This is a genomic window from Bdellovibrio sp. ArHS (assembly GCF_000786105.1).
Classification (GTDB): domain Bacteria; phylum Bdellovibrionota; class Bdellovibrionia; order Bdellovibrionales; family Bdellovibrionaceae; genus Bdellovibrio.
This window is the reverse complement of sequence record NZ_JTEV01000026.1, coordinates 49,442-61,984: the sequence shown is the minus strand read 5'-3', so window position 1 is coordinate 61,984 and position 12,543 is coordinate 49,442. Positions and strand designations below refer to the sequence as shown.

General features: G+C 46.8%; 9 protein-coding genes. 4 read left to right on the top strand and 5 right to left on the bottom strand.

The window, feature by feature from the left end:
* Nucleotides 1-45 precede the first annotated feature (45 nt).
* Nucleotides 46-1,197, bottom strand: a complete 1,152-nt coding sequence (locus OM95_RS14030; protein WP_041875032.1) for an alpha/beta hydrolase — start codon at nt 1,195-1,197, stop codon at nt 46-48.
* Nucleotides 1,198-1,612: 415 nt separating this feature from the next.
* On the opposite strand from OM95_RS14030, the gene OM95_RS14025 reads away from it, so the two are divergent.
* On the top strand, nt 1,613-2,980 hold the full coding sequence (locus tag OM95_RS14025; protein ID WP_041875029.1) for a PAS domain-containing protein: 1,368 nt from the start codon (nt 1,613-1,615) through the stop codon (nt 2,978-2,980).
* A 27-nt stretch (nt 2,981-3,007) separates the two neighbouring features.
* Here OM95_RS14025 and OM95_RS14020 read toward each other — a convergent pair whose 3' ends face one another.
* A complete protein-coding gene (locus OM95_RS14020) occupies nt 3,008-4,273 on the bottom strand; it encodes a cupin domain-containing protein (protein ID WP_291516466.1) in 1,266 nt (421 codons plus the stop codon).
* 134 nt (nt 4,274-4,407) lie between these two features.
* Between OM95_RS14020 and OM95_RS14015 the strand changes: the two genes are divergently transcribed.
* Both OM95_RS14015 and OM95_RS14010 read left to right on the top strand, forming a co-directional pair.
* Nucleotides 4,408-5,625 carry a class I SAM-dependent rRNA methyltransferase gene (locus OM95_RS14015; protein ID WP_041875027.1) on the top strand — a complete coding sequence of 406 codons (1,218 nt, stop codon included), beginning with the start codon at nt 4,408-4,410 and terminating at the stop codon, nt 5,623-5,625.
* Nucleotides 5,626-5,637: 12 nt separating this feature from the next.
* Entirely contained in the window at nt 5,638-5,937 is a 300-nt protein-coding gene (locus tag OM95_RS14010; protein WP_291516464.1) for a chorismate mutase, read from the top strand.
* Here the strand turns inward: OM95_RS14010 and OM95_RS14005 are convergent.
* A complete protein-coding gene (locus tag OM95_RS14005; protein WP_291516462.1) occupies nt 5,929-8,496 on the bottom strand; it encodes a U32 family peptidase in 2,568 nt (855 codons plus the stop codon). The genes OM95_RS14010 and OM95_RS14005 overlap by 9 nt on opposite strands.
* A 213-nt stretch (nt 8,497-8,709) precedes the next feature.
* Between OM95_RS14005 and OM95_RS14000 the strand changes: the two genes are divergently transcribed.
* Nucleotides 8,710-10,419: an AAA domain-containing protein gene (locus tag OM95_RS14000; RefSeq protein WP_041875023.1), complete on the top strand. Its 1,710-nt coding sequence runs from the start codon at nt 8,710-8,712 to the stop codon at nt 10,417-10,419.
* Nucleotides 10,420-10,650: 231 nt separating this feature from the next.
* Here the strand turns inward: OM95_RS14000 and OM95_RS13995 are convergent, their stop codons facing one another.
* Both OM95_RS13995 and OM95_RS13990 read right to left on the bottom strand, forming a co-directional pair.
* Nucleotides 10,651-12,018, bottom strand: a complete 1,368-nt coding sequence (locus OM95_RS13995; protein WP_041875022.1) for a GAF domain-containing protein — start codon at nt 12,016-12,018, stop codon at nt 10,651-10,653.
* Entirely contained in the window at nt 12,015-12,470 is a 456-nt protein-coding gene (locus OM95_RS13990) for a hypothetical protein (RefSeq protein WP_041875020.1), read from the bottom strand. Before OM95_RS13990 ends, OM95_RS13995 begins: the two co-directional genes overlap by 4 nt.
* Between the last annotated feature and the right edge of the window lie 73 nt (nt 12,471-12,543).

The following is a 12,543-nucleotide window of genomic DNA, read 5'->3' as shown; positions in this document are numbered from 1 at the left end:
ATATACGTTTGAAAAGAGGGTTCCTTGGGAACCCTCTTTTTTTAATTACAAATCCTGGACAAATTTTTCGAGCATTTTATTAAACTTCGGGGCCTTTTCATAGTGCGCGGCGTGGCCGGCATCTTTAATCACATGAATTTTGTTTTTCCAGAGTGTGGGTAAAAGTCCATTCGTTTTTAAAGCTTCAAGATAATTCAGATTAACAAAGGCGTCCTCTTCACCATGCAGCACCGCGATTTTTATATCATCGGCATTTGTTGTTGGCGAACCCGCTAAATTTTGCAGAACTTGAAGTTCATCCGGGAACGGCACGGGGCCTGGCGGGGTGAAACCTAAAACACTCGCGCCCAGGGACGCACGGGCTCTTTGATCAGTGCGGATCATACCATCTTCATAAAAAATCCCTGGAATCTGTCCGCTAAGACGAGTTCCTTCATTGAAGAAGGCACGAATGTAGGCGACCCCGATATTGGGAGCCTGATTGATAGGGGCAGGGGCATATGCCGGCACTGGATCTGTAAAGCTGGCGTTCAAATCGAATCCATAAGGAGAGGCTGGGTTGAGCTGAAATGCGAACCCGAAAGAAGGCAAGATTCCCAGAGTAAAGGGCACACCTGGAATATTAGGCTCCTTAAATGGATGAACTCCGGCGGGAGATTGTGCTCCTGCGGGGGCGGTGCCGAACATCATGATTCCTTTTATATTGGGCAAAAGACCGAGCCCTTGAGTTAATAACGTGAGATCCCCGCCAAGACTCCAACCAACAACCACCTTCGCGTTCACCTCGCTGTCATTTGCGACTAAACCGATGGCCTCAACGAGCCCACTTTGATACTGGGCAAATCCTATTGGTGCTCCTTGTGCATTGACAGGCAGGGGCAACGACGCGTCGACCTTTCCCGATTGACCGTAGCCCGGCAAATCCAAAGCGAAAATCTTTCGATGAAGTCCGACCGATCCCAAGATTTGTTTTACATAAGAGCGACTGGACGATGAATTTCCGTGCACCAATAAGATAGCGGGTCCATGTTTTCCAGGACTTTTATAGACGGGAACTGTGATATTCGGATCACTGGCTAGGGTGAGGGTTTTAAAAGGCACTAAATCAAAATTGGCGGTGGTTTTTTTTGCTTCGGCGGTGACCGCAAAGCCGACAATGAACAAGGTAAAAATCGTACAAACAATCGAACGTGTCATGGGGTTCTCCTTTGGAGTGTTCGTAAACACAGACAGATGTTTCGGAGAATGCCTTTAAGAACTTAATCATATTTCTGTTTGTTTTTAAAAATAAAACAGTTTTGTTTAATATGAGACACTAGGACCACAGAGCCGCGATTGAACTCATCTTTGAAACACTTCAACACTTCCAATGAAAGTCTTTAAAGGATTTATGGATCAGAAAAGGACTGTCCGTGTTTTTTACCAAGACCGAGTGCAGAACGTGCTAGACTTCCAGGGAGGCAAACAATCCTCAGTGACAGTCTGATATTTCTCTTACAATATTAAGACTAGATGTTCCACCTGAACCACGCCTTGATTCAGAGAAAACACTAGGCACTGGTTACTTACACATGTAGGATTTTTCATTTAGACACATGACAAGGTTCCAGAGATGAAGAAACCAACACCGACGCAGTCTGAAAGCCCTTTTGGGTTTGATGAGTTCTTTTTTAGTACGACGGATTCCCGGGGAGTCATTCTTTTCGGTAATGACGTTTTTATGCGTATCAGTGGTTATTCCCAAGAGACAATGATTGGGGCCCCCCACAGTATCATTCGTCATCCTGATATGCCTCGCGCCGTATTTAAACTTCTATGGGACACCATAAAGGCAGGTTCTCCGATTGCAGCCTACGTGAAAAACATGTCGGCCAATGGCAACTTCTATTGGGTCTTCGCTTTTGTCTTTCCGATCGAGAACGGCGAGTATTTGTCGATTCGTTTCAAGCCTTCTTCAGCTCTGTTTAAAGCGGCTCAGGCCTTGTATCCTTTGACTTTAGAGGTCGAGGACAAGGAAGGGATGGACGGCTCTATTCCGTTTCTTCTAGATAATGTCGGCAAAGCTGGATTTAAGGACTATACGGACTTTATGATCCAGGCCGCGTTTGCGGAAATCAATATTCTGCAGGAAAAAAATAAAGAGTCGGGTCGTCAGGAAGAGGGCGACTTGGCGGAAAAGATCTCGCACATCAGTCGCCGGGCATCTGCGGACTTGAAGGGGTGCTTCACCCGTGTTCAGGAGTTCCAGAACATCAATCAGTCTTTTTCTGGAAAAATGAATGTATTGATGGAGAACTTTCAGAATCTGAAATTCATCGTCCTGAATATGACGATTTCGGCAGCGAAGCTGGGGGAAGAGGCCGCAAGTCTTGGCGTCGTGGCCAAAGAATTTTCGGATCTTTCTGAACAGATCAAAGCGCATTTAACTGGACTGTTCGAGTTGACCCAAGTGCTTTCGTCCGTCATCCAAAAATGCGCCCTGGAAATCGTTGCCCTGGAAGCGCAAATGATGATGGTTGATTTTTTTGTCAAAGAATCATTGAAAAAAATTTCCACGTCGAAAAATGTGTTCTCGACGATGATTGAAAATAGAAAACATTTTTCGTATCTGTTTAAAAAACACAGTCAAAATCTCACGATTGAAATTGGCTCTTTAAGAAAAAATCTTAATGAGATGTCTGAAAAAATGGGTGATGTCCGCAAATTCACAACAGGGCTTGAGGTGATTCGGCAAATGGGCTCGATTGAGTCGTCGCGGGATGTCGAAACTAAGCAGATGTTTTTGCACTATCTGCAAGCTTTGGGAAATTTCGTGTCCCTTTTGCAGAGCTCCGGCACCGGCATCGAAAAAGAGTTGCGGGATCTTCAAGTCGGCAGCGAATACATTAATCTGGTTGCCTTGTCGTTGGAAGGCACGGTGGATTCCGTCTTTGACGTTGCCGCCAGCTTTTCTGAAGATGAAAATAGTAATGCCTCTTAGGAAGTCTTTTCTTAGAAGAATCTTACCTTAGAACGAAAAAGCCCCGGCCTCTGCCAGCAAGTGGAGGGCATCTAGATTCTTTTTGCCAGAACGCCCCTTTAGGAGAGTCTTTACCGCACAGGTGTGGCCCGCATTAAGTTTCTTTACCAAAGGCAGAAGTCCACTTCCTTTGGAAGATTCGATGAGAACACCGCCAAAACAAAAATAGAAAATATTTTTGTTCGTCTGACTCTGGTTCCACAGGATCAACGAACGATCGCTGCGCAATTTGATTTCTGAATTTTCCGACAATGGCAAGTTCATCTTCGGTAGGTTTTTAAAACCTTGAAGGGAAATATGCTTCATCCAGGACTTCAAAAAAGTCTCTTGCAGTTCCCCCGCCGTCCAATGTCTGATCATCTCGATCGAGTTTTGATAAGCTAGGGGTAGTTCCGTCACCTCGCCCGAAGAGCTGTGTAAAGAGGTGAAGGCCGTCGTGGGGGCTTCACCCGTGGTGCCGAGCTGAGTGTCGATGAGTTCTTTTAACGAGGCGGCGATATCATTTTTCAGCGGCTGATCCACCCACACACCGAGGCTCCACGTCGCACTGAAAGAGCCGTCGGATTCAGCAATATGCCACGCGGATGAAGGCCAATAAACCATATCACCGGGGCGCGCTTCGATAAGCAGAGAATTTTTTTTATATTTGTCGTATTTGAAAGAGCGGTCCAAGCCCGGATTCTTTTTGCCGAACTCGGCCGTCCAAAGACGGAACTTCTTTGTGCCCGCAACGGGGAAGCTGAAAACCCCGCACGCGTCGACATGCACTCCAAACGGGGTCTTTCGGTAGTTTCCAAGATACAGACCCATTTCAGAAAATCGATTGGGAAGGCCGACATGGCGATAAAGTTCGTCGGTGAAGTCGGTCAGAAGATGCTGTTTTTTTAGATTCACCTTTAGAAGTTCATCGCATACAAGGCAGTAGTCCGAAAACTCGGCCTGCATGCGTTTATGATAGCCTTGCAGGGATTGGTCTTTTTTAACGGGAAGAACTTGCAGAACATCGCTGGCGTCCACTTTAAAACCGTCGATATAGAATTTAAAACCCTCGGGGTCTTGAAGCTTACGGCAGCGGTCACTATACAGCACTAGAAGATTGAAAATCTCCTCCGCACTCATTTCTGATAGACCCGTTTTCACATTCCGTAGGGTCAAAGGCGCCTTTTCCCAGTGCTTTTTAGCGAAGTTGCGCCAAAACGGGGTGTCGAGAAGGGTCGGCTTTAATACGGGGGCAGGCGATTTAGGAGCTTTCATGGCTGCGAGAGTCGTTTAGAATCGCGACTCAGTCAAGGGAGGCCTGTAAAATCGCCAACGCTCTTTCGGGGGCGGTTTAAGTCTTGAGCCAGTGGGGGATTTGGCTTAAATATTGTGGTTCTTGGAGACCCCCGATGAATTCAGCCGCCGTTGTATTTGATGAGAATATTCAAACCCTTGAGCTTAAGCGTGATGTGACCAAACACCTGAAGCAGGGACACCGCTGGATTTTTGCCAATTGTTTTGACGAGGGTCGCTCCGTGAAGTCGGGCATTCATCTTCTGAACTATAAAGGCGAAACTTTGGCGTTGGGGATTTGGCAGAACGATACGCAGTTGCGTTTTCGTGTTCTAGTCCTTGCGGACGAGCCCATCTTCAGAAAAAACAATGTGAAGCGCACGCTTGAACTTTACTTTGAAAGTCAATGGCGAAAGGCGATTGAAATTCGCCGCACTTTTGATCTTGCGGTGACGAATTCTTTTCGTCTGATCAACGGTGAGGGTGATGGCTTTCCAGGCTTGATTGTCGATATTTATAACGACACCGCGGTCATTAAGCACGATCATGCGATTATGGAAAAGACCTGGAACGCCCCGGTGATTGCCGAAAAAATTCAGAACTCTTTTCCGCAGATCAAATGCGTGTATCTGAAGCGCCGGAATGATGCCGATGAAAAAGGCCTCAACATCATCGGCACCTTGGCGCCGGAAGTGCAATTTCTTGAAAATGGAGTTTTGTTCGCCTCGAATATTCGGGATGCGGCGAAAACAGGATTCTTTCTTGATCAAAGAGACAATCGAAAAATGATTCAGCATTTTGCCAAAGGCAAAACTGTTCTAAATCTCTTTAGCTATACGGGTGGTTTTTCGATTTTTGCAGCAAAAGGGGGCGCGAAAGAAGTTACCAGCGTCGACATTGCCAAGGTGGCGATCCAGGCTGTGCAAAGAAACTTCGAAATCAATGACCTTCAGACAACCCATCACGACATCGCGACGGACGCCTTTGCTTACTTGGAACAACTGAATGCGGAAAAGAAGAAGTATGACTTAGTCATCACCGATCCGCCCAGCTTTGCACCGAATGAAAAGTCCGTAGAACAAGCCAAGGCGGCTTATGCGAAGGTGTTTTCTAACTCGATAAAGCTTGTCAATCCAGAGGGGCTTTTTGCGGCAAGCTCCTGCTCTAGTCATATTTCTACCCAACAGTTTATGGAGATCTGTCAGGAGTCCTTTTCCCGAGCGCGTAAGAAGGCGACGTTGGTTTATATGGGCGGTCAGCCCGTGGATCATCCGTATCCTTTGGCGATGGAAGAACTGCGTTACTTAAAATTTGCTCTTTTCCGTTTAGATTGATGCAAAGGAAAAATGACTGTGAAAACTATCGCCAACCTCCGTCAAGAAATTGATCAAATTCATCAGGACCTATATTCCCTTTTAGCCCGTCGTCGTGATTTGACCATGGAAATTTGGAAGATCAAACAAGAACAAGGTCTGCCTTTTTTCAATGCGGAACGCGAAGAGCAAATCCTGAGGGATTTTGTGGCCCTGAATGCGGATCAAAAAGAGGACCCGCAGTTTGAGCATCTTCTTAAGGCCGTGATGAACTCGATTCTTCGTGAGTACGAGACATATTTGAAAGCAAAGTTTTCCAGTGACTCAAACTAAGTCTTTTTTTCGGCTTTGATATTCTTTTTCTCTTTGGAAGTGGTTCTCGGAAAGGCCGTAGCTTTCAACGTTCCCCAATTCTTTGATCAAAGAATCAAGATTGCGAGTTCCGCTAATATACTCAAGGTGAGCCTGGATCTTCGTGATTAATTCGGCACCTCGTTCTTTCAGTGCCTCGTAACGAATGAAGCCCAGTCCTAACGACTCCCAGTCCTTGACGTAACGAGCTGCCGATTGGGAAGTCCCATTGTACATCGTATTACGACATTCCTGATCGGGTTTAATCTGGTGCCAGTTTCCGAACTGGTCTTTTAATTTAACTTCGTGTCTTTCGCAGGGTTTTCCGCAGTCCTTAAAGCTGGACCCTTTACTTAGGAAAGCCGCGAACACACAGTGTTCCATGTGAAAGCTTGGCATGTACTGATAAGCGGTGACTTCAAAGCGCGCGGCTTGTCCCGCTTGTAGCAAATCACTGACTTGCAGATGGTTCAGATCGTAGCCCAAACAAATGCTGGTCAGGCCTTTATCCAACAGGTACTGAGCGGTTAAGTGATTTGCCACATTCAGGCTGAAGTCGCCCAGAATCTGTCCTTGATAGCGATTGGCTTGCAAGTATTGAACGGCTCCCAAATTTCTTGCCAGGATCGCATCGGGATTCAATCGCAACAAGTGTTTTACGTTGCGGTGTTCATTGGGTTTCAAAATACGTGTGGTGGCAATGCCGACCTTAAGACCCTGGGCTTTTAATAAATTCAGACTTGGTTCAAAATCCAACCCGAATTCAAAATCCAAAATAAATAGATTGATGCGCTCTGGAAGGATGTCCCCCGTCGTGATCGCTTGGACAACATCCTCCACCTGGCCCTTGTCTCGCAACAATAAATTCAGTTTTAGGCTTTGTGGTGAATTTTGAGAAGTCTTCTGGCGGGACACCCAATCCATCACCAGATCTTTCGGGGGAATTGCCGGGGCCGCGCCATTTTGGATGCGCAGATCCGTCAGTTCTTTGATCAACTGTTGGCGCAATTCTTTGATCTGGCGATGCGGCAAAAATAATGGCGTCGTCGGATCGATTTCACAGGCAAACTTTTCGCCACGGAACGGGCTACCCATTAATGCGAAAAGTTCTTCTTGCAGACTTTCAGCCGAAAGACCCTTGGTTTTAGCGGCTTCACAAACGCTCTCGGAAGAGGCGGTGACCGAGTAAGTGCCATCGGTGTAGGTCACCGTCAAAGGTTGTCCCAAGAAAGCCTTCGCCTGGATCGCAACAGGAAGACGTTTTTTTCTTTGTTTATCTTCAACGCTTAAGGCGACATCTTTTTTTAGGTCTTTGTCGTGGTTGTAGAATACGCGAGCGCCTTGGAATAAGCCATCCATCGCGATGTCGCGAGAAAACTCAAGTTCGAAGCGTCGCGGTGACAATGTCTTCACTGCAAAAACAAAGCCGCCTTTTTCCTGACTCTGACCTTGGCGATCTTTATACACCCAAAGAATGCCGTCGCCCGGCTTGATGAAGTCGGCTTTTAAGCCTTGAAGAATTGTGGCGTCGTTCAGGTCGACTTCGAAAGAGTGGGCATTGATGCGCGATATTTTGCCGAACTCAAAGCCACGATGGGCACTGAAGGTGCCTTCGACAAGCTCCTGATGATTCACACCATGGAACCATCCGCTATAAAAACCGCGAGAGAATGCGGTGGCCATCTGCTTCTTTTTTAAAATCGGCTGAGCCAACGTCTCGCCAGCTTGTGCGGCCGAGATCGCCTCATCAAAGCTGCGAGCTGCTGTTGCCACATATTCCGGAGTTTTAAGGCGGCCTTCCACTTTGAAGCAATCCACACCGGCCGCTAAAAGCTGCGGCACTTCATTGATGCCACAGAGGTCCTGAGGGGAAACCAAAAAAGAGCGCCCTTGCAAATCGCGTTTTTCACCGTCGACATACATTTCGTAGGAAAAGCGACAGCTTTGTGCGCACTGGCCGCGATTGGCCGAGCGGCCGCCGATGCCTTCTGACGTGAAACATTGACCTGAATAACTGACGCAAAGAGCGCCGTGGACGAACACCTCAATCTCTTTATTGGTGTTTTGTTTGATCGCCTGGATTTCACTGAGCGAGTTTTCGCGGGCCAATACGAAACGTTGAATGCCCAAATCGTCTAGCCACTGAATCGCTTCGGCATTGGTAACACTCATCTGGGTAGAGGCATGGACGCGTTGGTTCGGAGCCATTTGACGAATCAGACGGACCAAGCCCAGATCTTGAACGATAAAGGCGTCAGGTTTGAGAGGAAGGATTTTTTCCAAAACTTCGACAGCAGCCTGAAGTTCGTTTTGAAAAATCAGAATATTGAAAGCAAGATTGACCTTCACGCCGTGCAAGTGACAGGTGTCGATGATCTCTTTGACTTCTTCGATTTGAAAGTCATAGGAACGTCCACGGGCGTTGAAGCCGGGAACTCCCATAAAGATGGCATCTGCTCCGTTATGAATAGCCGCCAGGGCCATATCTTTTGTACCTACCGGAAGCAGGAGTTCGGGACGTTTCAAATTTTGCTTTTCCATACCCGTAATTAGCCAGCCTCCACCCCGGGGCGCAAGGGGAATTTAAATAGCTGTAAAAATTAAGGCTAGGGGTGCCTTTTAAGTATACAGAAATGGGGGCCGAGACGTTAAGGCACCTTGGATATGGGGGAGTTAGGAAGGAACTGGATTTGTTCCCATGCGGCAAGGATATCAGCTAAAGGTATCTAATGAAACTCCGATGTGTTTGTTTACATGAAACCAAATGCCAAAATCGACATGCATTCCTTTATCAAAATGATACGCGCCGAAAAGAGAGCCGAGTACTCGAGATATCGGGGGGAAGTCGATGCGCCTTTAAGTCAAGTTTGTGACAGTGCCGATGCACTGGGACCTTTGATTCTAAAGCAGAAGCTTGGTTTTGCTCGTTGGGTACTTGAAGGCAAAGCTTGTTATTCGCGTTTTAGACCGGGAGACACGGTTGAAATTCGATTACAGAAAGCGGGTTCGGACCTTTCAGTGAAGTTTTCCGACGGCTGGCGCGTCGAAACTGTTAGATACTCCGAGCCGGGGAAGATTGAAGTTACTGTTGGTGGAATCAAACCTTTGGAGGAGGAAGATATCCGCGAGGTGTTTCTATTTAAAAGCTCCTCCTCAGTCTTTAATAATCTGCTTATGAAAAAGATTTACGAGATGGGTTCCTCAACTGCGCCCATCCTATTGAATAGTGGGGGCAGGTACCCGCTTTCCGTGGAGGGAGCTAACTTCAGAAGAATTTATGATGGCTTAAATGACATTCAGAAGAACGCAGTCCATCAGTTAATCGGTGACGACATGAATGGAGCTGTTCAGGGACCGCCTGGCACAGGAAAGACACAGCTTCTTCAGGCGATTATTGCATTGGCTTTGAACTCTAAAATGAAAGTGTGCGTAACTTCTTTTACCAACGCGGCTGTCGATAACTTGTTAGCGAGGGTGGTTCGAGAGAACCCCGATTATGATTGGGTGCGAGTGGGGAATTCTGATAAAATTCGGGGAGAATTCTATACTCAGAATGAGGGCAGTGCCGCTGTTAGCTCTCCGGATTTTAAGAAAAGTTTAGATGAATATCAGCTTCTTGGGGCGACACTTCATAAGCTGGCGTTTAATAGGTCTGCACCGAAGGTTGACTTGTTAGTTGTCGATGAAGCTGGGCAAGTCCCGGTCTACTTTTGGCCCTTCATTCAAAGACTGACCAGGCGGCTCATTCTTGTTGGCGATCAATTCCAGTTACCTCCAGTATTGTCGGCAAAACACGCGGATATTCAATATGATAATATCTTTTCTTTGTTCGTCGGGGAAGACACACCCATGCTGGAAACACAGTATAGAATGCGAAGGGAAATACAGGCCTGGTCATCGGAAAAGTTCTATAAAGGTAGACTCGTTCCCCATGTGTCTGTAGTCAACCGCGACTACTTTGCCCAAAGTCCTGCCTTTTTGACGGACGACTTTGTCGTGCCAAAACGTTTTTCTTCCGGTTCGTCGGGTAAATTTTCTCAAAAAGAGGCTGATTTTATAACCGACAAGGTTGAAAGAATAATGAAGAGTAGGGACAACGCCGAAACTGTAGGGGTTATTTGTCCTTATAGAATTCAAGCTGGTATCGTCAATGCGGCCCTACAAAATAGACTTGGTACAACCGCTGCATCGAAAGTTTTAGTTGATACGGTAGAGAGGTTTCAAGGGCAAGAAAGAGAAGCTATCTTTCTATCATTCGGCGGAGATGGAGGCTCGTCAGAGGATCTCCACTTTCTTTCCGATATAAGAAGACTCAATGTCGCGGTTACTCGCGCAAAATCGAGATTTTTCTGTCTGTATGATGAGAAGCTTGTTGAAAATGCAGTGGCGTCACAATCGGAGGAACTTGCAGAATTTCTATCTTGGTTAAAAGATAGACGTACTTATATAAGGCGTGCAGCTTAATAAAAAATGAGCCGCAATATGGACGACCATGATAAGAGTGGGTTTGATCCGCTTATTTTGGCGAACGGAACTGTAGTACGGATTTTTATTAATGTTCTTTTACTGCCACGGTGGCGGTAAAATCGTCCACATTGTCTGCATTTCTGCATGGAAGATTAATTCGTGCGCTTTGCATTGGTTCCGTGAATAGCAAAGTCCTTTTTTTGGCGCCCTGCGACTAAATCAATACTTCTAATTCTCCGACAAAGTGATCTCGCTAGCCGCGAGCAAAGTGACTCGGCCCCGGCCGCTCGAGACGATGGAAACCTGCGGGCACTTTTTTTCCAGGCGTTTCCGTAGCAGGATCAGGCGAGTTTCGAGGTTGTCTTTGATTTCGGGAAGCTGCAACCAAGAGTCCATTCTGAGTTCGCGGTTGGTGAACTCGGTTTTACCTTGAGTATGGAAGTCCTTGAGCATTCTCCATAAAATTCGGGCCGGGACGTTGCGGATCAGATATTCCCCATTAAGCAAGATACAGTCCTCTTTGTGGAAATAGCTAAAGATCAGTTTTTCTTTAGAAGGTTGTGGTTTGGTTTCTGAAACTACGGGCGAAGCCGCCGTCGGGACGATTTCAAACTCATGACTGATCTGAAGATTCTGAATTGCCAAGGCCAGTACATGGCTTAAAGTTTTAAGAATGCTTTCGTCGCTGTCGCGGAACTCATAAATGTTTTCACTTTCCGCAAAGAGCACGCCCAAAAGTTCGCCGCGCAAAACGATCGGTATGGCCATCTGACTGCGGGACATCTTCAAGCCCGGCAGGGGGATGGCCTGGTGAAGCAAGGATTCTGAATTTGCCTCTTGGGGAGAGGTCGTGGCTCGGGCATAAAGAATTTCACGCGTTAACGAGGCGTGAGCGAAAGGAACTTTCATTTCCGCCGCACGACCAATAACGCCTTCGCCGATTTTAACTTCTGAGCCCACACCGGACTGATCATAGCCTCTTGTGGAGATCGTATAAAGTCGATCGGCCTCAGCCTGTTTCATCAGAATCATAGAGTGTCGCAAACCAAATTCCAGATCGATGGCTTTTAAAATCGAATCAAAAAGTTCTTCCAAGTTTCGCGCGGCGCTGACTCTTTCACAGACTTTTTGCAGGGCTTCAAAGTCAATGATGGTTCGGCGTACAGGAAGTGAAATGGCTGCTTCTTCGCTGGTGTAGGATTCATTGCCAATTTTTTCGATATTCACAATATCCAAAACTTCGATCGATTGAAGTTTAAAGAAATGTGAAGCACCGGAATGTTCTGCAATCGCATCGAACTTTTTAGCCAGTTGAGAAAATAAAGGCCCTTCTGCTTCGGTATGACTGTATTTTGCTTCGATTTCATACGCGCAAAAATTATCGGGATCATAAACGCGCACGGTACAGTGGGGATTGGCCACAAAGTTCTTCTTGGTCTTATTGAAAAACTGGGTTGTGAGTCCAAGCTGGGACTCATTCAACAAATAAACCTGACTTAAGTACGCGATGTTGGGAGTCCCGTCAGGAGAAGCCGTCAAGATCGTGGAAGGAATGACTCCTAAGAAGGCATTTTTAAAAGAAAAGGGGCTGATCATAACGGCGCTCCCGCATGCGGGCCTGGCGTGCTCAAAAAGAGTTGCGTGATTTCGATGTCGACGGCAATGGCGGGAAAGCTCACCATCAGTCTCATCACTTGAGACGGCACTCCGGCTTTGTCGGTTTCCGCAAAAAACAATTCTCGATAGCGCTCAAGAATAAGGCGGTCGCGGGAATCTGCCTCGCGGTGTGATAAGTAGTTTCCTTTTAATTGCAGGGTTTTGTAAGTGGAAGGCAAAGAGGCGACAACAGCGACCTGGGGGCGCTCTTGCAAAATGGCGAGGACTCTTTGCGCAGAGTCTTTTTGAATGTAAAAAGTGACAGTTTTGCGATCCAGGCCGACAACAGCCCCCACACATCGTGCGCCTTTGCTTTTAAGCTGAGAATCGCAGCAACCCAAAGTCATCGCGACGCCGTTTTCCAAAAATTCGGACCATTCCTGATTCAACATAAGACACAAGATAGCAGGTTAGGATTTATTTCGTAAGAACTTAGTAAATATTTAGGAAACGCGGTCCCTGAAT

Bases quoted from the DNA above. Each gene is read 5' to 3' on its own strand.
- OM95_RS13990 (WP_041875020.1), bottom strand. From the start codon at position 12,470: ATGTTGAATCAGGAATGGTCCGAATTTTTGGAAAACGGCGTCGCGATG.
- OM95_RS13995 (WP_041875022.1), bottom strand. From the start codon at position 12,018: ATGATCAGCCCCTTTTCTTTTAAAAATGCCTTCTTAGGAGTCATTCCT.
- OM95_RS14025 (WP_041875029.1), top strand. From the start codon at position 1,613: ATGAAGAAACCAACACCGACGCAGTCTGAAAGCCCTTTTGGGTTTGAT.
- OM95_RS14005 (WP_291516462.1), bottom strand. From the start codon at position 8,496: ATGGAAAAGCAAAATTTGAAACGTCCCGAACTCCTGCTTCCGGTAGGT.
- OM95_RS14020 (WP_291516466.1), bottom strand. From the start codon at position 4,273: ATGAAAGCTCCTAAATCGCCTGCCCCCGTATTAAAGCCGACCCTTCTC.
- OM95_RS14030 (WP_041875032.1), bottom strand. From the start codon at position 1,197: ATGACACGTTCGATTGTTTGTACGATTTTTACCTTGTTCATTGTCGGC.
- OM95_RS14015 (WP_041875027.1), top strand. From the start codon at position 4,408: ATGAATTCAGCCGCCGTTGTATTTGATGAGAATATTCAAACCCTTGAG.
- OM95_RS14010 (WP_291516464.1), top strand. From the start codon at position 5,638: ATGACTGTGAAAACTATCGCCAACCTCCGTCAAGAAATTGATCAAATT.
- OM95_RS14000 (WP_041875023.1), top strand. From the start codon at position 8,710: ATGAAACCAAATGCCAAAATCGACATGCATTCCTTTATCAAAATGATA.